The sequence below is a fragment of the Bryocella sp. genome (genome assembly GCF_058498515.1).
Window position 1 is genome coordinate 36,418 of sequence record NZ_JBMHYI010000025.1, and the last position, 19,236, is coordinate 55,653.

The following is a 19,236-nucleotide window of genomic DNA, read 5'->3' on the forward strand; positions in this document are numbered from 1 at the left end:
CTCAACAGCATCCTGCCTCGTCCTGCTGCACGCTGATCCCTAAATCTGCGAGCAATCCAATGGGCTCAGATACAAGTTAGAGATGTGGCTCACAATCTCCGGATCCGTATTCCCCGGCCGGTGCGACAGCTCTTTCCACTCCGGATCAGCCGAGAACGCGGCCCAGCTTGCCATCAGCTCCGCTACGCTCGAAAACGTCAGCATGTACGTCAGGCTCGGCATTCGAGTCCCCACCATCGTGTCCGCGAAGAACACCGGAGTCAGCCCCGTCCGCGTAAAGATCTTGATCTCTGCGTCATTGAACATCTGCACCTTATGCAGATGTGCCGCCTGGCTCGGGCTCTCATACGTGCGCATCTGAAAGATCCGCTTCTGCTTCTTCGGCGCAACCAACTTCGGCCATCCCGAAAACGCTGCAAGCAACGTGCGCTCTTCCCGATCGAACGCCGGAGCCGCAGCCGGAGCATCCCGAAATCCCGCCGCCGCCTTCACATACTCCGCATCCGCTTCGAGCTCCACATCCAGCCTCGCCAGCGCCTCCGCCGATGTCCCTGGAATCAGCACATAGTACGTCGGCGTCTCCGGCCCGATATCCAGCTTGAACGCTCCCACCGGCGACATCTTCAGCCGATTGAGCGCCGGAATCAGCGCCTTCTCAAAGTACGTCTGCATCAATGCAAGCTGTGGCCCGGTACGCAGGCTGTACTTCCGCAGCTGGTAAAATTCTTGCGTCGCCAAGGCCGCCTGTCCCCGCACTGTCCCCAAGCCCGCCAGCGCCGACATCACAAACTCTCGCCTCTGCACAGCCTTACTCCACTTCGCGCGTCACGTTCAGCAGCACGCCCATCGTAGCCAGCGTCACCAGCACACTCGTTCCGCCCGACGAGATAAACGGCAGCGGAATGCCCTTCGTCGGCAGCAGCGCCAGCACCACGCTCATGTTGAAGAACGCCTGCACCAGCAGCACCGACGTCAGCCCGAACGCCAGGAAACGCGCAAACGGATCCCGCGACAGGAACGCCGTCCGCAGTCCACGGTAGCCCAGGATGCAGAAGGCCGCCAGCACGCACAGCCCGCCGATCAGCCCCAGCTCCTCGCAGATGTTCGCGAAGATAAAGTCCGTATGCGGCTCCGGAAGGTAGAACAGCTTCTGCACGCCCTCCATCAACCCACGCCCGCGGATCCCACCCGAGCCCACCGCAATCAGCGACTGCAGAATATGAAACCCCGCGCCCTTCGGGTCCGCCTCCGGATTGAGAAACACCAGCATGCGCGCCCGCCGGAACGCCACATGGAACAGCATCCAGTACAGCACCGGAGCAGCGCACGCCACCGCCACGCCGATCCACTTCATCTGCATGCCCGCCAGGTACAGCATCAGCATCATCACCGCGGCGCACACCAGCGCGGTTCCCAGGTCCGGCTCCTTCAAGATCAGCACGATGAACACCAGCGGCGGCAGCACCGCCGGCAGCACCGTGTCCTTCACATTGTCGATCGAGTGCAGCCGCGTCTGCAGCCACCATGCGAGGAACAACACCGTCACCGGCTTCGCCAGTTCACTAGGCTCCAGCGTGAACCCACCCGCAAAACGCACCCAGCGATGCGCTCCATTCATGCCATGCATGAAGAACACCGACAGCAGCAGGGTTCCCGTAATCGCCATCACCGGAAAGATGATCCTGGGGTTGTTGTACCTGCGGTAGTCCACGCGCATCAGCACGAACAGGATGCCCATGCCCACCGCAACATACGCCGCCTGCTTCAGCACAAACGCATACGGCGAGCCCATCGTCGCCTGGGCCATCACCGCCGAAGCCGAGAACACGCTCACCAGCCCGAACAGCACCAGCAGCAACACCGTTCCGAATAACCACTTGTCCGCGCCGACCCGCTTCGCCATTCAACACCCTGCTTCAGCTTCCAAAGAATCGGCGCAATCGCTGGCGGCCCGCTTGGCCCTTGACCCTAGCCCCTTGGCCCTAGCTCCCCAACCAGCTCCTTGAACACCCGACCGCGTTCCTCGTAGTTCTTGAACTGGTCGAAGCTTGCGCACGCCGGCGCCAGCAGCACCGTGTCTCCCGCCGTCGCGTGCTCGCGCGCATAGCTCAGCGCGCGGTCCATCGTCCCGGCACTCTCTATCTTCGCGATCCCCGCCAGCTGGCGCTCAATCTTTTCCGCCGCCGAACCAATGGTGATAACCGTCTTCACCCGCTCCTTGATCAGCGGAGCCAGCAACGTGTAGTCCGAATCCTTATCCTTGCCGCCAAGAATCAGCCAGATCCCGCCCGCAAACGACTCCAGCGCCTTCATCGTCGCGTCCACATTGGTCGCCTTCGAATCGTTGTAGTACCGCACACCCTCCAGCTCACGCACAAACTCCAGCCGGTGCTCCACCGCCTTGAAGCCCTGCACCGCCTCGCGAATCACCTCGCTCGAAACACCTGCCAGCTTCGCCGCACACACCGCCGCCAGCACGTTCTCCACATTGTGCTTGCCCGCCAGCGGAATCTCGCTCAGCGGCATCACCGGCTCCGGAGCCTTGCCCTCCTGCCCGACAAACAGGATGCTCTCGCCATACGCGAACGCCCCCTGTTTGATCTGCCGCTTCGCGCTGAACCAATAGATCTGCGCTTTGGTCTTTGCCGCGACCTTCTGCGTCTCCACATCCTCCGCATTCAGGATCAGGAAATCATCCGCATCCTGGAACTCCGCAATCCGAGCCTTCGCCGCCCAGTACGCCTCGAACGTTCCATGCCGATCCAGATGGTCCGGCGTAATGTTCAGCACCAACGCAATCCGCGGCTTGAAGCTCTCCACCGTCTCCAGCTGAAAGCTCGAGACCTCCAGCACGCTCCAGGTCTCCGGCGTGCTCTCGTCCACCATCGCCGTCACCGGCCGCCCAATGTTCCCGCCCACCAGCGTCGGCTTACCCGAAGCCTTCAGAATCTCCCCGATCAGCGTCGTCGTGGTCGTCTTGCCATTCGACCCGGTAACCGCAATCACCTCGCCCTGCAGGAACTCCACACCCAGCTCCAGCTCGCCGATAATGTGCGCTCCCAGCGCCCGCACCTGCTTCAGCTCCGGCACCGTCTGCGGCACACCCGGCGACACCACAATCAGCTCCTGCCGCCGAAACGTCAGCAGCCCGTGGCCTCCCGTCTCGATCATGAAGCCTTCGTCCAGTAGCGTCGGCAGCTCGGTGATCAGCGTCGCCGGCCGCGAATCGCTGACCGTCACCTTCGCCCCACGCGCCTTCAGGAAGTGAGCCGCGGCCAGGCCGCTCGCCCCCAGTCCCACCACCAGCACCCGCTTGTTCTTCACGTCGATCGCTGCCATGCCTAACAGCCTACCCGATATACTTACCGCCTAGAATCTGGCCTTGCCATTCCCGAACCCTGAAAGCCTATGCTCATCGACCCCACATTTTTGCGGCTGCTTGATAACGCGACGCTGTCTGACCTTGACTCCATTAGAGACGGCTTCGCTACAGCGGGTTTTTGGTCAACTTTGGCAGTCGTGATTGGTTGTGCTATGGAAGTTCCGGAGGTGATGCATGAGCTTTGGCCGAAACTGTTTCCGACTCGATTCGAAAGAAGCATCAAGATGTTTTCCAGTGTTGGCCTCTTGTTCGTTGTTCTGGGGGTCGCTGGAGAGCTTACATTCGAGCACCTCGGCTCCGAATATGAAGGGCTCATCCGATCGATAAATGAGGCCGTTCTTTCCGATACAGAAAGTCGATTGACAGACGCCATACTCACGGTTGGAGACTTAAGGATCTCAGCAGATGCGTCCGCAAGGGCCGCAACGCAAGCAGAAGCGGCTTCCAGGACAGCGATTGCTTCATCTGGCGAAGCCATCGCTAATGCAAGAGCGGCCCACCGTGAAGCGGACTCGTACGCCCGTGGCATCGCCTCCGCAAAGCAGGAAGCGGCTAACGCAGTATCCAAGCTGGCGAATGCAGAGCAGAGGCTGGCGGATTCCACCCAGCGAGAGGCTGCGGCGGAAGAGAAATTGAGCGCAATCAAGACGCCGCGATCCCTTGTCCGAACGAAGGAACTCATAGATGCGCTCAAGCCGTACAGAGGGACGGTCTTCACCCTCGATGCATTCATGGATGATGAATCAAATAAATTTTCGGTGGTAATAGCCGCAGTACTGAAAGAGGCGGGATGGATTCGCCAGCAACCAGCTGGGATAAATCTTGGAATTCCAACCATGCAAACCGTTTTCGAGCCCGGCGGCAAGCGCGAGAACGTCCCATCCTGCTTGGATACCGGGGTGGGTATACATCTCACCGAAAAAGAATCACAATCGGAACTCAGCTCAAAACCGATCTCATCGTCGTCATTGACTCTTCGAGCGGCCGTCTCCCTGTACCAAGTGATCGGCTCAAGCATATCGCCTTCGGAGGAGCACAATGTCGCATACGGATTGCTCGATCCCGAACCAGGAAATGAAAGTCTCAAAATATGTATAGGCAGGAAGCCATAGAGCGCGACGGCAGATCGGAAAACGGCTGCCACCGCGCTACTATGCGATGCCCCGCCACAACGTGAGTAGCGCACTTACGCAATGGGATACTTACCTTTGCGCAAGAGAGGGGGGACACCATAACCGCCGAGGACTTCCGCCGCCTCGCCCTCGCCCTCCCCGGAACCGGAGAAGGCTCGCACATGGGAGCCGCCGACTTCCGCGTAGGAGGACGCATCTTCGCCACACTGGCCCACATCGCGCAGGGCTACGGCAACCTGATGCTCACCCCCGAAGCCCAACAGGATCTCCTCGCCGACGCACCGCAGCTCTTCCTCCCGATATCCGGCAGCTGGGGCCGCATGGGAGCCACCCACATCCGCCTCGCCTCTGCCACCGAAGCCGAGCTCGCCGACGCCCTCCGCGTCGCCTGGATCCTCCGCGTCGAACGAAACAACAAGACCGAAAGCAAGTCCACTGCCAAGAAGTCCACAAAGAAAAAGGCGCCCGCCAAAAAGCGGACGCCCAATCCAAACACCTAAAACCCAACAACTGAGAACTGAGAACTAACAACCCTACCCCTCAGTGCCCCGCCATCATGTCGTTGAACTTCGCCGTGAACGCCACGTCCCCCGGCCCTGCCTCATTGCGCAGGAAGCTCACGTTCTTCACATTCACCTCCACGGCATCGGTCCCCAGCACCTCAACCGTCTCCGCGATGAAATCCTTCAACGGCATCGCACGCGGATCGCTCGCCTGCCCCGCACCCATCAACTCGGTCTGCACGTACGGCGGAGCCAGCTCCAGCACCTTCACGCTGGTGTCCTTCAGCAGATAACGCTGCGAGAGCGTGTACGAATGCAGCGCCGCTTTCGAGGCGCAGTAGGTCGCCGTCATCGCCAGCGGCACAAACGCCAGCCCTGACGTCACGTTGATCACAAACGCAGCGGGCTGCGCCTTCAGGTGTTCGATGAACGCCGAAGTCATCCGGATCGGCCCCAGCAGGTTCGTCGTCACGACCCCCGCAACCTGCGCATCATCCACCGGCCCCTCGACCTTGTCCACCGTCATGATGCCCGCATTGTTGATCAGCACATTCAGCAACGGGAAGTCGGCGATGAGCTTCTTCGCTACGCTCTCGATGCTCTTCGGGTCCTGAATATCCAGCTCCACCGACTGCATGCCAGGGTTCGCCGCAATCACCTCCGCCAGTACAGCCTGCCGGCGGCCCGAGATAATCACCTGGTTGCCCAGCTTGTGCAGCGCCTCCGCCAGTCCACGGCCGATGCCCGAACCGCCGCCCGTAATAAAGATCGTGTTCCCTGTCAGCTTCATGATGTTCTCCTCGTGCTCACTTCAGATTCGCAAAGTTCCCTGGCCTCTTCCGGCCACATCACGTACTCTATGCCTGTCACTCTCTTTTCGGAAGTAGGCACTTTGCAGTTTCATACTTACCAAAAAGAGAGTGTAAACGCACCGCCCGCACTTCCTGAAAGAGGGGCTCCCATGCCAGCCAAATTACTCCACAAACCGTCTCCATCGTATGAAGAACTTGATCCCCAGGTCGGGGCCCTCGTCGACGAGGTCATCGGCCGCGTCGCTGACAAGTGGACCATGCTCATCCTCGAGGTACTGGAAACGCAAGGCCGTCTCCGCTTCACCCGCATCGGCGAAGCCGTCCCCGGCATCAGCCAGAAGATGCTCACCCAAACCCTGCGCCAGATGGAGCGCGACGGCCTCGTCACCCGCACCGTCTATCCCGTCATCCCTCCACGCGTCGAGTACGACCTCACCGCCATGGGAAGCTCGCTCGGCGAAGCCTTCTGCGGCGTATGGATCTGGGCTGAAAAGAACCTCAAGAAGATCGAAAAGTCCCGCGCCAAGTTCGACCAGCGCAGCATCAAGAACTCAGAACTAACAACTAAGAACTAACAACCAGCAGCCCCGCGCTACACTGATTCCCTCTATGACCGCCACACCCGACCAGTACTCCCGCTGCACCACGGCAGCCGACGCCATCCGCAAGCTTCATCCCGCCAGGCCCACAATCGGCATCATCCTCGGCTCCGGTCTCGGCAACTTCGCCTCGCAGGTCGAGAACCCCACGACGATTCCCTACTCCGACATCCCCGGCTGGCCGCTCTCCACCGTCGAAGGCCACTCCGGCAAGCTCGTCCTCGGCACGATCTCCGGAGTCGAAGTAGCCGTGATGCAGGGCCGCGTGCACGCCTACGAAGGCTACTCGATGTCCGAGGTCACCTTCCCCACTCGCGTCCTCGGTCTGCTCGGCTGCGAGAAACTCATCGTCACCAATGCCGCCGGAGGCATCAACACCAGCTACGGCGAAGGCACGCTGGTCGCGATCTCCGACCACATCAACCTCACCGGCCACAACGCCGCGCTCGGTCCCAACGAGCCCCGCTTCGGCCTCAAGCCCAGCGCCGGCGCCCGATTCTTCGACATGACCGCCGCCTACTCGAAGCGCCTTCGCGTACTTGCGAAGATTGAGGCGGACAATCAGCAGATTCCGCTTCCCGATGGCGTCTACCTCGCGGTCCTCGGCCCCAGCTACGAGACCCCCGCCGAGATCCGCGCCTTCCGCACCCTCGGCGCCGACCTCGTCGGCATGTCCACCGTGCACGAAGTCATCATCGCCCGCCACATGGGCCTCGAAGTCCTCGGCCTCTCGCTCGTCACCAACATGGCCGCCGGCGTCCTCGACCAGGTCATCCACCACGAAGAGGTCATGGAGATCGGCAAACGCGTCGAACGCCAGTTCACCGCACTGCTCGTAGCCCTCATCCCCCAGGTCGCCGCCACGTAAATCGGGATTCCGCGGCCGCTGACTTGCTAACTCGCTATCCTGCGAACCCGCTGCCCTACTTCATCGCCATCAACGCCGCCATCGTCTCAATCCCATCCCACAAATTCTGCAGCCGCAGATTCTCATTCGCCGCATGCTGATTATCATCATGATTCGCAATCGGCACCGTAATCGTCCGAGTCCCTGACGCACGCTCCATCGCATCCAGCGGCACTGTGCCTCCCATGGTCGGCAGCAGCACCACCTCACCGCGAGCGCTCTTCACCGCGGCGATCACCTCGCCCGCAATTGGCAGGTCCATCGGCGTCCGCACCGCCGGCTCCACGCCGCCCAGCTCAATCCGCGCCACCTTCGGATGACTTAATAGTTCCTCACGAGTCGGCTCAGCCGAAGTCACAAAGAGCCCCTGCGACTTCACATAGTCCACCACCCGCTGTTGCTCCAGCTTGCCCTCGCTCCCGACTACCAGCCGAATATCCAAATTCGCAATCGCCGTCGACGGCACGGCATTGGTCGAATGCGCTCCCGTCTGTCCCGCCGAGATGCCATTGATGTTCAGCGAAGGCTCATTCAGCAGCTCCAGCAGATGTCGCGGGCTTCCATCCGTGTGTCCCAGCGCCAGCTCATTGCGCAGCATCTCATCGTTCTTCGGGGCATCGGCCAGCGCCTTCAACTCCACCGGCCCCAGCGGTTTGATGCCGTCGTAGTAATGCGGAATCAGCACGTGCCCATTGGCATCCTTCATCCCCGCCAGCAACTGCACCAGCTCCATCGCCGGGTTTGGCGCCCAGTTGCCATAGTGCCCGCTATGCAGCGCATGGCTCGGCCCATACACCGTGATCTGCACATGCGCATCGCCACGCGCGCCAAAGGCCAGCGACTGCCTCCGCGTCTGATCCACCGGCCCATCGCACACCAGCCAGATGTCCCCTGTAATCAGCGATCGGTTCGCCGTCAAGATCTCTCCCAGGTGCTCCGACCCCGCTTCCTCCTCACCCTCCCAGATGAAGCGAAGGTTCGCATTCAGCTTCAGCTTCGCTTCCTCGATCGCCTTCAGCGCCGTCAACTGAGCAAAGATCGGAGCCTTATCATCGCCCGCCCCACGCCCATACACCCGAGCCTCACCGTCCACCGTCTTCAGGTACGGAGAGAACGGCTTGCCGCCATCCCACTCCGAATTCGTCACCGGCTGGCCGTCGTAATGCGCGTAAAACACAATCGTCCGCGTCGCCCCTGGAGTCTTCACCTCGCCCCACACCACCGGCGGCCACTTCTCCAGCCCCGGCGCCGTCAACAGCTTCGTCTCCGCGCCCAGCGCCTTCAGCTGCGCCTCGAGATAATCCGCATTCTTCTTCAGCCCCGCCGGATCAGCCGCCACATTCGGAATCGCCAGCAGCTCCTCAAATCCCTTCGTCAGCTCGTCGTGCCGAGGAGAGGAATAAGCCTTCGCCACAGCAGCGGCCTGCGCTGTCGTCGCAGGAGCCTGGGCAAGCGTGGAAGACACGGCAGCGGCTGCAGCTGCGGCCAGCAGCCAGGAGGAGCACACACGAGCGGGAGTCATGTCCCTCAAGCTAGCACGGCCCGGAGGCCGCGACACAAACCGCCTCGCGATGGATTACGCTTTTCCCTGTGGAACTTCCCCCAGACGCTTCACCTCTTCGCCCCATAGTCATTGGTATCGCCGGCTGTTCAGGCTCCGGCAAGACCACACTCGCCCACGAGCTCGCCCGGCAGCTCGACGCCACCGTCTTCCCGCTCGACCTCTACTACCGCGACCTCTCGCACTTCCCTTTCGAGAAGCGCGACCAGCAGAACTTCGATCACCCAGACTCGCTCGAAAGCGAGCTCTTCATCGAGCACATCCGGGCGCTCAAGCAAGGCCGCTCCATCCAGCGCCCGGTCTACGACTTCAGCATCCACTCCCGCGTCCCCGACACGTTCGAGCCCGTGCATCCGCAGCCTTATGTCGTCGTCGAAGGCATCCTCGGCCTGCACTACGACGAGCTGCGCCCGCTCTACGACTTCTCCATCTACGTCGACGCCCCCAACGCCGTCTGCCTCCGCCGCCGCATCTATCGCGACATGCGCGAACGCGGCCGCACCCAGGAGTCCGTCGTCGCACAGTTCGAAGCCACCGCCCGCCCCATGGCTGAGCTCTACGTGGTCCCCTCGCAGGAGCGAGCCTCCATCATCGTCCAGGGCACCGAAGCCCTCGACTGGTCGATGGAGCTGATCTTCAAGGCCATGAAGTCCCAACGCCTCCTCGACTCAAGCCCCGCAAAATAACAACGGCCACGCCTAAGCGCAGCCGTCGTTCCTGTCTACGTCCCTACTGTCTCTATTTCGAAAAGTCCACCGTAGGCGCAACCTTATTGTCAGGATTGCCCTTGAAATACTGGTCGCGATACTTGAACCCCGCCATGTTCGCCCAGATGCTCGCGGGGAACTGCTGCACGGCCACGTTGTACGTCTCCAGCGACTTGTTGTACCGATTGCGCGCCACCTGGATGCGGTTCTCCGTGCCCGCCAGCTCATCCTCGAGCCGCATGAACTGGTCATTGCCCTTCAGCTGCGGATAGTTCTCCTGCAGCCGCAGCAACGGGCTGATCGCCACATCCAGCCGCTTATTCGCGTCAATCGAGCTCGCCCGGTCGCTCGAAGCCGCGATCACCGCCGCGCGAGCGTTGGCGATGTTCGTCAGCACCGTCTCCTCTTCCTTCACGTAGCCCTTCACGCTGGCCACCAGGTTCGGGATCAGGTCCAACCGGCGCTGCTGCTCCACGTCCACGGTCGAGTACGACTGGTTCACTGCTTCATTGAGTTCCACAAGGTGATTGCGCGTGCTCACGTAGCTCCCGCCGGCAATCAGCACCAGCAGCACCAGCACGCCCACCACACCCAGCACTGCGATCATTCCACGCATCGTGATTGTTCCTTTCGTTCCCTGCTTCAGCGTTTCCTTGCGTTCGTTTTCATCCTACGGCAAGCCCTGTTTGCTAAGGCAAACCCGCTACCAGTCTCCGCTGGCGCCGCCGCCACCGGAACCTCCGCCAAATCCGCCACCGAAGTCTCCACCGCCGCCACTACCGCCGCCGCCGGAGTCTCCGCCACCAAAACCGCCATCGCGCCCGCGACCTCCGCCCATGCCACCACCCAGCAGGTTGCCCAACAGGAACCACATCCATCCGCCGCCGCCACCACCGCGCCCGCCGCGCGAGATCAGCAGGATGATCACCACAAAAATGATCAGCCCCACCCAACCGCCACCGCTCGAGCGATGATGCGTGGTCTGGTAGTGGTACGTGTGCTGCGCCGGCAGGTTGACCGTCGTATCCAGCGCGACATGCGAGTCATCGGCGATTACCTGCGCCAACTGCCGCTCACCGCCAAGGATCGCAGCACCGTACGCGCCCTGCTGCAGCTGCGGCACCATGGTGCGGCCGATGTCGCCCACCTTCGCATCGTTGAGGATGCCCTCAAGCCCGGACCCCACCTCGATCCGCCGCTTATGGTCGCCGACCGCGAAGATCATCAACAAGCCGCGGTCCGTATTCTTCGGCCCAACCTTCCACTTGTCTTCCAGCTTGGTCGAGAAGTCCTCGATCGTATCGCCGTCCAGCGAATTCACCGTGACGATAACGATCGTCGCGTGTGCCTTCTCGGACACCTCGCGGCTCAGCGCCTCCATCTCCTGCTTCGAGCCCGCGTCGATGACGCCGGCGAAGTCCGAGACGTAGTTGCCATTCGGTACAGGAAGTTTTTCAGGATCTTCGGCAAGCGCGTTCAGGCTGAGGATCGAGGCCAGAAAGACCAGCCATGCCCAGCAACGCAACCCTCTCATCGACGTTGAACGCACGCATTCCACGTCTTCAGCATACGCATCTTTGCGCTAGCGAGTTCCGCAAAAGCAAAGCCCTCCCGGGAATCGGGAGGGCTCGTAGAGCAGTTGGTTTTCAGGCTCGGCAGTCGAATACAACTACAACGATCCTCTTGAAGACGTTACGGAACCGCTGAGTACGTCCGGCTTTGAAAGGGCGGGACTTTAGTCCCGCCGTAGGTGGAATGGTTGCAGCGTGGCTTTAGCCGCTGAGGGAATCTTCGCGATTTCCTCAAAGCTCACTTACAGCTGCTTCTTCAGCGACTTCGCCATGTTGTCGTGGGCGACCACGTGCGAGTACCCACCTTCAACCGTCTTGCGGAACTTCAAATCCTTGGTGTCCTTGATCTCCGACTTGAACAGGCTCTCCGCCTTGTTATGGTCGCTGACCATATCCGCGATGTACTCCTTGTCGAAGTCCTTGCCGCTCAGCCCGCTCAGCTTCTTGTAATCGTCCTTGTGCGAGTCATCCAGGTCCGTCGCCGGAGCCACGCCCCACGAGTCTGCATAAGGCTGCAGCGACTTGCCCAGCGCAGTATGCTCCACCACCATATGGTGGGCGAACTCCTTCACCTTCGGGTCCGACGCCTTCTCTTCCGCAAGCTGGCTCAACTTGATCTCGTTAACACCAGCCTGCGACACGTTGGCGAGAAACTTCTTGTCATCGTCGGTGGCCTGCCCGTGGGAGCTTGCCGGAAGCAGCATCGCCGCGGCAGCAACAGAGCTCAGTGCGGCCGTCATCCAAATCTTTTTCATCGTCTCTCCTCTGGTAGCGGAGCGCAATCGGCCGCAATTCGTTCCCGTGCAGCGGTCCCGCGCTTCCCTGCTCACGACAACGTATGAGTCGACAACGACCTGACGCGTTGCACACCACCCCTCCGAAGTCGGTATCCTTGTCCTTGGAGTTTTCATGCAGCCAACAATGTCTGAGCCCGCAGTCGTCCCCGAGTCGTCCCTTCCCCCTATCGCCGAACGCGAATCGAAGACGATTCCCATCCACGACACCGAGCTGCATGACGACTACGCCTGGCTCCGCGACAAGGGTTCGCCCCGCGTCACCGCCTATCTTGAGGCCGAGAACGCCTACACCGCCGCCGTCATGGCTCCCACGAAGCCCCTGCAGCAGCGCCTCTACGACGAGATGCTCTCCCATATCAAGGAAGACGACGTCTCCTACCCCTACCGCGACGGCGCCTGGGAATACCTCACCCGCACTGAGAAGGGCAAACAGTACGCTCGCTTCTCCCGCTATCCCGCCGGACGGCCCGACGCAGAGACCATCATCCTCGACGTCAACCATCTCGCCGAAGGCCAACCCTTCATGTCCATCGGCGGCCTCGCCGTCAGCCCTGACGGAAAGCTCCTCGCCTACTCCACCGACAACACCGGCTTCCGCCAGTACACGCTCGCCATCAAGAACCTCGAGACCGGCGAAACCCTCACCGACACCGCCCAGCGCGTCGGCTCCATCGTCTGGGCAGCCGACTCGAAGACGATCTTCTACTCCACCGAAGACGAGCAGACCAAGCGCCAGGACCGCGTCTTCCGTCACACCCTAGGCTCACAGCTAACCGACGACATTGAGATCTTCCACGAACCCGACGAGCGCTTCAATGTCGGCCTCGGCCGAACCCGTGACCGAAAATATCTCCTCCTCGACGCCAGCAGCCACACCTCTAGCGAAGCCTGGTTCCTCGAAGCCGCACAACCTGAAGGAACCTTCACTCTCCTCGCAGCCCGCGTCGACGAAGAGGAATACGCCGTCGATCATCGCGAAGGTTTCTTCTACATCCAGACCAATCGCGACGCCGAACGCTTCAAGCTCATGCGCACCCCCGTCACCGCGACCTCGCGCGAGAACTGGCAGGAGGTCCTGCCCGAGCAGCCCGACGCCCCGCTCGAAGACTTCGACCTCTTCCGCAACTTCATGGTGACCACTTACCGCGAGCGCGGCCTGCCCGTCCTTCGCGTCTTCGACCTCAGCACCGAAGGCCTGCCCCTCAATCCCCGCGAGATCAGCTTCCCCGACCCCGCATACGAAGCCGACGGCGATGTGAACCGCGACTTCAACGCCACCACCTATCGCTACGCCTACCAGTCGCCCGTGCGCCCCGGCTCGGTCTTCGAGTACAACCTCGCCACTGGCGAAAGCACGCTGCTCAAGCAGCAGGAAGTCCCGGGCGGCTTCGACGCCGCGAACTACCGCGCCGAGCGCCTGTGGTTCAAAGCCCACGACGGCACCGACGTCCCCGTAACCCTCGTCTACCGCATCAGCGGCGAAGGCATTCCGAGCTTCGAACACGACAGCTCACGCCCGCTCTATGTCTATGGCTACGGCTCGTATGGTTACGCTCTACCGCTGGGCTTCAGCGTCTCGCGCCTCACGCTGCTCGACCGCGGCCTGGTCGTCGCCTACGCCCACATCCGCGGCGGCGGCGAACTCGGCGACCCCTGGCACGATGCCGGCAAGATGATGGTCAAGCGCAACACCTTCACCGACTTCATCGAGACCGTTGAGTTTCTCACCAGCTCAGGCTACGGCGACCCGAAGCGAGTCGCCATCGAAGGCGGCAGCGCCGGCGGCCTGCTCATGGGCGCGGTCCTAAACATGAAGCCTGAGATCTTCCGCGTCGTGCTCTCGCACGTCCCCTTCGTCGATGTGATGAACACCATGCTCGACGCCAGCCTTCCGCTCACGGTCGCCGAGTACGAAGAGTGGGGCAATCCCAACGAGCCCGAAGCCTTCGCCTACATGCGCAGCTACTCGCCCTATGACAACCTCGAGCAGCTAGCCGGCAAGCCGCTCCCCGCCATCCTCGTCAAGACCAGCCTCAACGACTCGCAGGTCATGTACTGGGAGCCCGCAAAGTACGTCGCCAAGCTCCGAACACTAAAAACCGACGCCGCTCCCCTGCTGCTCGAAATCAACATGGACGCCGGACACGGCGGAGCCTCCGGCCGCTACGACTACCTCAAAGAGATAGCCTTCGACTCCGCATTCCTTCTCACTCAGCTTGGCGCGGCGACGGTTTAGACCGCCTCCGCGTCAGGCACCACATCGCCCTCACCTGGCGCGAGGAACAAATTCTCCTCCACTCCATGCTGACGGTCATACAGCTCGCGATAGCGTCCCTGTGCGTTGAAGAGCTCGTCATGCGTGCCGCGCTCCACAATGTGTCCTTGTTCGACCACAAGAATCTGGTCGGCACGACGAATCGTCGAGAGCCGATGCGCAATCACGAACGTCGTCCGCCCCTGCATCAGGAAGCTGAGACCATGCTGGATCATCGCCTCGCTCTCGCTATCCAACGAGCTCGTCGCTTCATCAAGAATCAGGATGCGAGGGTCCGCAAGAATCGCGCGAGCGATCGACAACCGCTGCCGCTGTCCCCCTGACAGCTTCACACCGCGTTCGCCCACGATCGTCTCGTACCCTTCTGGGAACCGCGTTGCAAACTCGTCGACACGCGCGATGGTGCAGGCGCGCATAAAGTCCTCCTCGGTCGCATCCGGCCGCGAGAACAGCACGTTCTCTCGAATGGTTCCATCGAAAAGGAACGTCTCCTGCAGCACCACACCCAGCTGCGAGCGGAAGCTCGAGAGCCGCACGGCCGCCAGGTCATGACCATCCACCAGCACCGCGCCATCCTGTGCTGTATGAAAGCCGCAGATGAGGCTGATGATCGTCGACTTGCCGGACCCGCTGGATCCCACCAGCGCCGTCACCGTCCCCGGCCTGGATTCGAAGCTGATGTTATGCAACACCGGCTTCCCGGGCTCGTACGAGAACCCCACATCCACAAACTTGACCGTGCCCTCAATCGGCCCGATCTCCAGGCTTCGTGCCGGATCCGCATCCTCTTCCAGCTCCGCCATGATCTCTCGCGTGCGGTCCAGCCCGGCCATCGCCTCCGTCACCTGCGTGCCGATCGACACCAGCTGAATCAGCGGAGCCGTCATGAACGCCAGGAACATCACGTAGGAGAAGTATTCACCCGTGGTCAGCTTGTGCTGCATGTGCAGCCGCGCGCCCATCCACATCACGATCGCGCCCACGATCCCCAGGATCACCGTCGACGACAGCGACATCAACGACTGCGCCGTCAGCGAGCTGATGACATTCTGCAGCAGCTTCTCAACGCCCGTCGCAAACACCGCCGACTCGCTCGCCTCCGCGTGATAGCCCTTCACCACGCGCACGCCGCCCAGCGACTCCGTGAGCCGCCCCGTCACCTCGGCGTTGATCTTCGCCCGCTCGCGGAAGATCGGGCGAATCACCTTGAACGCCCGCTGCAGCACCACCGCAAACACCGCCATGATCGTGAACGTAAGCAGCGTCATCTGCACACTCACGCGCAGCAGATAAAGGAACGCAAGCACCGCCGTCAACAGACCGCCGACGAAGTCCACAATGCCTGTGCCGATCAGATTGCGCACACCCTCAACGTCGTTCATGATGCGCGCGACCAGCGTGCCCGTGCGGTTCTCGTCGTAGTAGCTCACTGAGAGCATACCGACGTGCTTCTGTACCTTCATGCGCAGCTCGGCAATCAGCCGCTGGCCGGACTTCGAGAGCAACTGCGTCAGCGCGAACGACGTAATCCCCTGCAGGAACGTCGCGGCCATCACCGCAAAAACAATCTTCGGAAGAAGCGCAATCTGGTACCGGTTGAAGACCTGATCGATCAGCGGCCTGAAAGCTGCCGGCATCACCAGTCCGCAGACGCGGTTCACGATCATCAGCCCGAAACAGGCAGCCAGCAGCCACCGCCGCGGCAGGATCAGGGCTTTAATCTCCGGCCAGATGTCGCGAAACTTGGGCTTCGGACGGTTCTTCGTCAGCTCGGCACTCTCCGCGCGGCCTACCCCGCCGCCCCGACCGGGACGGTCAGCCGCCCCTACACCACCGCCGCCCATGCCACGTGAAATTCCACCCATTGTTCATCCAGTCTAGAGCACGCTTTGCCCTATGTTCGCTCTAAGTCGCCGCTCGTTTAATAAGTCTTCGCTCTAAGTTCGATGAGAAGCACAGCGCGTCGATTCAGGCTGCGGCGAAACGAAAAGAGCGCAGCCCAATACAGGCCGCGCTCTTTTCCATACAAGATCCACAGAAGCTAGACGACAGGTTCCACCGGAGGTGTACGCCGCGCCTCGATAAAGGACCGCACGCACATCCCCGTAAACACCAGGCAGATGATCGCCATCACCAGCTGCTCCTGCACCGCCAGGGAAGTCATGATGAGATTCGACCCCGCCGGGGCCTTCGCAAGGATCATGATCGCCCGGATCCCGGGAAACAGGAAACCCAGCAGTCCGATCGTTACCGCCACGTGCATGAACAGCATGCGCGTCTTATTGTTCTGGGTCCGGGCGCGCGCGCCGGAGATCATCAGCGCCACTCCGAAGTAAGCGGGAATCAGCGCCGTAGGGGCGGTCCGCCCGGCAAGCCCCCAATACGCTATGCCCAGCGCTACCAGCACAAAACCCACGATCATCGTGATCTTCGCCATCGTCGTGCTCCTTTGGTGCGCAGCCTGGCTGCGCGTACAAGATGTTGGTACGGTCTTCGGTACAACCGCGTGGCCGCGCAAAACTCTACAAGGCGACTGGCAGCTTCGAGGAATGTTGCGTTCCGGCCTTCCCCGCAGAGACGTTCCCGTCGCCGGCAGCGCGGCGCACCTGCGCCTCCACGTCCGCAACGTTCCAATCGTTATTCGGATAGAAAGCGATTACCTTCCCATCTTCTCCTACAACCACCGTCGCCAGTGAGTGTGCAAGTGTATTCCCCGGCCCCGGCGTCACTCCCAGGTCGAACCACTCCTCCATCGTCTTCAGATCCTTCTCCTGCGGCGCGGCAAAGTCCCAGTGCGCGAACTTCTCCTTCGTGTACTCGCCGGAGTAGGCCCCGCCATAACTGCGCAACACGGCCGGCGTGTCATAAGCCGGGTCGAAGCTCACGCTCAGCAGGTGCGTCTTCGCATACAGCTTCGGGTCCGCGGCCAGGTCCTTGTCAATCTGCGCAAAGTTATGGCTCATCCGCGGGCAGTAGTCCGCCAGCGGGCACCGCGTGTACACGAACGTGATCAGCAGCACCTTGCCCTGGAATTGCCCCAGGTGGATCGTCTTGTCCGACTGGTTGCGCAGCGCAATATTCGGCACCGCATCGCCCGCCGCAGGCACGTGATACTGCGTCTCCGGCTTGTAATCCGGCTTGGCCTGCTGGATCACCACCACGTCGGTGAGCCGCAGATGCACCGGCCCATCCGGGCTATCATCCCCCAGCATCGTCGCCGAGATCCGGTCGCCCTTGTGCACCTCGGTCATCACCGCCGGGTCGGCGACCTTGTACTCCATCGCCATCGCCTCCATCAGGCCCGGAATCGCCTCATGGTTCAGCAGGATCGTCTGCTGATTGGGATTCACCCGCACAACGAAGCCCCGCACCGGATACTTCTTCGTCACCGGCCCACTGGTGCTCGCCGGCTTGCTGTGGCATCCAGTCAGAACCGCAAAGGGCATCGCCAGCGCAAAGGCCGCGGCCAGCGCAATCACAGGGCGTACGCGCCGAATCGTTTCGGCGCGACGGGTAACTTGCAACAAGGTAAGCTCCCGGGCCAACCGCCGTTCATGGCAGCGCACAACTGGTGCTGCTCGTTCTCAGGGCGCGGCCTCTGCCTTCCATGATAGTCATCCTCGCCCCCGTGCTAGCATCACTCTCGTCTGTAGGCCCATCAGGACCCCTTCGGAGCCGACCCGGTGCGGCGGCTACCGCACTCCTGGGCTTCACCGGAACGCACCCCGCTTCGAAGCACCGCCGCGCCCCTGCGTTCCACATGACCCCCGCCAATCCCATCCCGCCTCCCGCCGAGAACGACGCCTACGGCCCTGCCGTCCCCTGGCTCGCCTTCGGATTCCTCCTCGCCGGCCTCGGCACGGTCATGCTCGGCCCCGTGCTGCCGTCACTCGCCCACCAGTGGCATCTCACCGACGAGCAAAGCGGCTGGCTCTTCCAGGCCAAGTTCATTGGCTCCTTCCTCGGCGGCATGACCGTCCCTCGCCGGCTCCGCTTCGGCATCCTCGCCGGCATGGTGCTCAGCTGCATCGGCTTCGGTGCCTTCGCCCTCAGCACCTCGCTCGACCAGGGGCTGCTGATCGGCTGCGCCACGCTCTTCGTCGGGGGCCTCGGCCTCGGCCAGATCATCGCCTCCAGCAACATCCTCGCCGGCCGCCGCTACACCGAAGACACCGGCTCCGCGCTCTCCACGCTCAACTTCTTCTTCAGCTTCGGAGCCATCATCACCGGAGTGGTCGCCGCCGCGGTGATGCCGCACTTTGCCCTGCGCGGCCCGCTACTCGTCTTCGCCGCCATCTTCCTCGTCACCGGCCTAGCCGGCCTGCTGATGACGTCCCGCGAACACAGCAGCGGCCCGGGGGCAACGGGCCAGCCGCCATCGTCTCTGCCGAACAACCTCTTCCTCCTCTTCGGCCTCTGCCTCTTCCTCTACGGCGGCCTTGAGACCTGCATGACCGGCTGGCTCACCACCTTCACCCTCCGCTTCTCGGACACCAAGCTCCTCGGAGGCCAATCCGCCCTGGTCGTCCTCTGGGCGGCGCTCACCGTCGGCCGCCTGCTCACCTCCATCGTCCTGCGCTGGATCTCCGAAACAACCCTCCAGCGCCTCGCCCTCGTGCTCTCGGCCGTCTTCATCGCCATGCTCGCCGGCGCGCACAATGGAGCGGCGATCTCCGCCCTCTGCATCCTCCTCGGCCTGAGCCTCGCCCCGTTCTTCCCCACCACCTTCGCCATCCTCCTTCGCCGCCGTCCCTCCGCCCGCGTCGCCGGAATCATCCTCGCCGTCTCCGGTCTCGGCGCAGCGCTCTTCCCCTGGCTCATGGGACTCGTCTCCACCCGCACCGGCTCGCTGCGCAACGCCATGATCGTCCCCCTCGCACTCACCCTCGGCCTGCTCCTCCTGAGCTTCCTCATCGTGAGTTCCCAAAGCGCCGCACGATCCACAGCCGACCCCGCCTGAGCCCTGCCACCAGGCGAAACTTCATCGAA

The 19,236-nt window shown here is 62.1% G+C and carries 18 protein-coding genes; 7 read left to right on the forward strand and 11 right to left on the reverse strand.

Annotated features, from left to right (window positions below; all coding sequences use genetic code 11):
- Window positions 1–39: 39 nt before the first annotated feature.
- The 3 genes from AC5E6W_RS08250 to murD form a co-directional block, all read right to left on the reverse strand.
- The gene (locus AC5E6W_RS08250; protein ID WP_491751801.1) at window positions 40–738 is read right to left on the reverse strand and encodes an NIPSNAP family protein; all 699 of its coding nucleotides are present in this window, start codon (window positions 736–738) and stop codon (window positions 40–42) included.
- Window positions 739–808: 70 nt separating this feature from the next.
- On the reverse strand, window positions 809–1,903 hold the full coding sequence (gene ftsW, locus AC5E6W_RS08255) for a putative lipid II flippase FtsW (RefSeq protein ID WP_491751802.1): 1,095 nt from the start codon (window positions 1,901–1,903) through the stop codon (window positions 809–811).
- Between the two features lie 65 nt (window positions 1,904–1,968).
- Complete coding sequence (murD, locus tag AC5E6W_RS08260) at window positions 1,969–3,330, reverse strand: UDP-N-acetylmuramoyl-L-alanine--D-glutamate ligase (RefSeq protein WP_491751825.1); 1,362 nt, start codon at window positions 3,328–3,330, stop codon at window positions 1,969–1,971.
- A 78-nt stretch (window positions 3,331–3,408) separates the two neighbouring features.
- Here murD and AC5E6W_RS08265 point away from each other — a divergent pair, with 78 nt between their 5' ends.
- Together AC5E6W_RS08265 and AC5E6W_RS08270 are read left to right on the forward strand one after the other, a co-directional pair.
- Window positions 3,409–4,494, forward strand: a complete 1,086-nt coding sequence (locus AC5E6W_RS08265) for a hypothetical protein (protein ID WP_491751803.1) — start codon at window positions 3,409–3,411, stop codon at window positions 4,492–4,494.
- A gap of 119 nt (window positions 4,495–4,613) precedes the next feature.
- Complete coding sequence (locus tag AC5E6W_RS08270) at window positions 4,614–5,015, forward strand: MmcQ/YjbR family DNA-binding protein (RefSeq protein ID WP_491751826.1); 402 nt, start codon at window positions 4,614–4,616, stop codon at window positions 5,013–5,015.
- Window positions 5,016–5,055: 40 nt separating this feature from the next.
- Here the strand turns inward: AC5E6W_RS08270 and AC5E6W_RS08275 are convergent, their stop codons facing one another.
- Window positions 5,056–5,808: an SDR family oxidoreductase gene (locus tag AC5E6W_RS08275; protein WP_491751804.1), complete on the reverse strand. Its 753-nt coding sequence runs from the start codon at window positions 5,806–5,808 to the stop codon at window positions 5,056–5,058.
- A gap of 171 nt (window positions 5,809–5,979) precedes the next feature.
- On the opposite strand from AC5E6W_RS08275, the gene AC5E6W_RS08280 reads away from it, so the two are divergent.
- Entirely contained in the window at window positions 5,980–6,405 is a 426-nt protein-coding gene (locus AC5E6W_RS08280; RefSeq protein ID WP_491751805.1) for a winged helix-turn-helix transcriptional regulator, read from the forward strand.
- A 34-nt stretch (window positions 6,406–6,439) separates the two neighbouring features.
- On the forward strand, window positions 6,440–7,297 hold the full coding sequence (locus AC5E6W_RS08285) for a purine-nucleoside phosphorylase (protein ID WP_491751806.1): 858 nt from the start codon (window positions 6,440–6,442) through the stop codon (window positions 7,295–7,297).
- Window positions 7,298–7,352: 55 nt separating this feature from the next.
- On the opposite strand, the gene AC5E6W_RS08290 is transcribed toward AC5E6W_RS08285, so the two are convergent.
- On the reverse strand, window positions 7,353–8,858 hold the full coding sequence (locus AC5E6W_RS08290) for a M20/M25/M40 family metallo-hydrolase (RefSeq protein ID WP_491751807.1): 1,506 nt from the start codon (window positions 8,856–8,858) through the stop codon (window positions 7,353–7,355).
- Between the two features lie 68 nt (window positions 8,859–8,926).
- Here AC5E6W_RS08290 and udk point away from each other — a divergent pair, with 68 nt between their 5' ends.
- Window positions 8,927–9,583 (forward strand): uridine kinase, encoded by a 657-nt coding sequence (gene udk / locus AC5E6W_RS08295; RefSeq protein WP_491751808.1) that lies wholly within the window; start codon window positions 8,927–8,929, stop codon window positions 9,581–9,583.
- A gap of 52 nt (window positions 9,584–9,635) precedes the next feature.
- On the opposite strand, the gene AC5E6W_RS08300 is transcribed toward udk, so the two are convergent.
- The 3 genes from AC5E6W_RS08300 to AC5E6W_RS08310 form a co-directional block, all read right to left on the reverse strand.
- Window positions 9,636–10,220 carry a LemA family protein gene (locus tag AC5E6W_RS08300; RefSeq protein ID WP_491751809.1) on the reverse strand — a complete coding sequence of 195 codons (585 nt, stop codon included), beginning with the start codon at window positions 10,218–10,220 and terminating at the stop codon, window positions 9,636–9,638.
- Window positions 10,221–10,307: 87 nt separating this feature from the next.
- Window positions 10,308–11,129 carry a TPM domain-containing protein gene (locus AC5E6W_RS08305; RefSeq protein WP_491751810.1) on the reverse strand — a complete coding sequence of 274 codons (822 nt, stop codon included), beginning with the start codon at window positions 11,127–11,129 and terminating at the stop codon, window positions 10,308–10,310.
- 288 nt (window positions 11,130–11,417) lie between these two features.
- The gene (locus AC5E6W_RS08310) at window positions 11,418–11,930 is read right to left on the reverse strand and encodes a DUF4142 domain-containing protein (RefSeq protein ID WP_491751811.1); all 513 of its coding nucleotides are present in this window, start codon (window positions 11,928–11,930) and stop codon (window positions 11,418–11,420) included.
- Between the two features lie 154 nt (window positions 11,931–12,084).
- Here AC5E6W_RS08310 and AC5E6W_RS08315 point away from each other — a divergent pair, with 154 nt between their 5' ends.
- Entirely contained in the window at window positions 12,085–14,208 is a 2,124-nt protein-coding gene (locus AC5E6W_RS08315) for a S9 family peptidase (RefSeq protein ID WP_491751812.1), read from the forward strand.
- Here the strand turns inward: AC5E6W_RS08315 and AC5E6W_RS08320 are convergent.
- From AC5E6W_RS08320 to AC5E6W_RS08330, 3 genes are all read right to left on the reverse strand, one after another.
- Window positions 14,205–16,112: an ABC transporter ATP-binding protein gene (locus AC5E6W_RS08320; protein ID WP_491751813.1), complete on the reverse strand. Its 1,908-nt coding sequence runs from the start codon at window positions 16,110–16,112 to the stop codon at window positions 14,205–14,207. The genes AC5E6W_RS08315 and AC5E6W_RS08320 overlap by 4 nt on opposite strands.
- Before the next feature lie 176 nt (window positions 16,113–16,288).
- Window positions 16,289–16,684, reverse strand: a complete 396-nt coding sequence (locus AC5E6W_RS08325) for a hypothetical protein (protein WP_491751814.1) — start codon at window positions 16,682–16,684, stop codon at window positions 16,289–16,291.
- Between the two features lie 85 nt (window positions 16,685–16,769).
- Window positions 16,770–17,771, reverse strand: coding sequence for an SCO family protein (locus tag AC5E6W_RS08330; protein ID WP_491751815.1), 1,002 nt, complete (start codon window positions 17,769–17,771; stop codon window positions 16,770–16,772).
- A gap of 236 nt (window positions 17,772–18,007) precedes the next feature.
- Between AC5E6W_RS08330 and AC5E6W_RS08335 the strand changes: the two genes are divergently transcribed.
- Window positions 18,008–19,207: an MFS transporter gene (locus AC5E6W_RS08335; RefSeq protein WP_491751816.1), complete on the forward strand. Its 1,200-nt coding sequence runs from the start codon at window positions 18,008–18,010 to the stop codon at window positions 19,205–19,207.
- Window positions 19,208–19,236 lie beyond the last annotated feature (29 nt).

Bases quoted from the DNA above. Each gene is read 5' to 3' on its own strand.
- ftsW (WP_491751802.1), bottom strand. From the start codon at position 1,903: ATGGCGAAGCGGGTCGGCGCGGACAAGTGGTTATTCGGAACGGTGTTG.
- AC5E6W_RS08265 (WP_491751803.1), top strand. From the start codon at position 3,409: ATGCTCATCGACCCCACATTTTTGCGGCTGCTTGATAACGCGACGCTG.
- AC5E6W_RS08275 (WP_491751804.1), bottom strand. From the start codon at position 5,808: ATGAAGCTGACAGGGAACACGATCTTTATTACGGGCGGCGGTTCGGGC.
- AC5E6W_RS08280 (WP_491751805.1), top strand. From the start codon at position 5,980: ATGCCAGCCAAATTACTCCACAAACCGTCTCCATCGTATGAAGAACTT.
- AC5E6W_RS08285 (WP_491751806.1), top strand. From the start codon at position 6,440: ATGACCGCCACACCCGACCAGTACTCCCGCTGCACCACGGCAGCCGAC.
- AC5E6W_RS08290 (WP_491751807.1), bottom strand. From the start codon at position 8,858: ATGACTCCCGCTCGTGTGTGCTCCTCCTGGCTGCTGGCCGCAGCTGCA.
- AC5E6W_RS08300 (WP_491751809.1), bottom strand. From the start codon at position 10,220: ATGCGTGGAATGATCGCAGTGCTGGGTGTGGTGGGCGTGCTGGTGCTG.
- AC5E6W_RS08310 (WP_491751811.1), bottom strand. From the start codon at position 11,930: ATGAAAAAGATTTGGATGACGGCCGCACTGAGCTCTGTTGCTGCCGCG.
- AC5E6W_RS08315 (WP_491751812.1), top strand. From the start codon at position 12,085: ATGCAGCCAACAATGTCTGAGCCCGCAGTCGTCCCCGAGTCGTCCCTT.
- AC5E6W_RS08320 (WP_491751813.1), bottom strand. From the start codon at position 16,112: ATGGGTGGAATTTCACGTGGCATGGGCGGCGGTGGTGTAGGGGCGGCT.
- AC5E6W_RS08325 (WP_491751814.1), bottom strand. From the start codon at position 16,684: ATGGCGAAGATCACGATGATCGTGGGTTTTGTGCTGGTAGCGCTGGGC.
- AC5E6W_RS08335 (WP_491751816.1), top strand. From the start codon at position 18,008: ATGACCCCCGCCAATCCCATCCCGCCTCCCGCCGAGAACGACGCCTAC.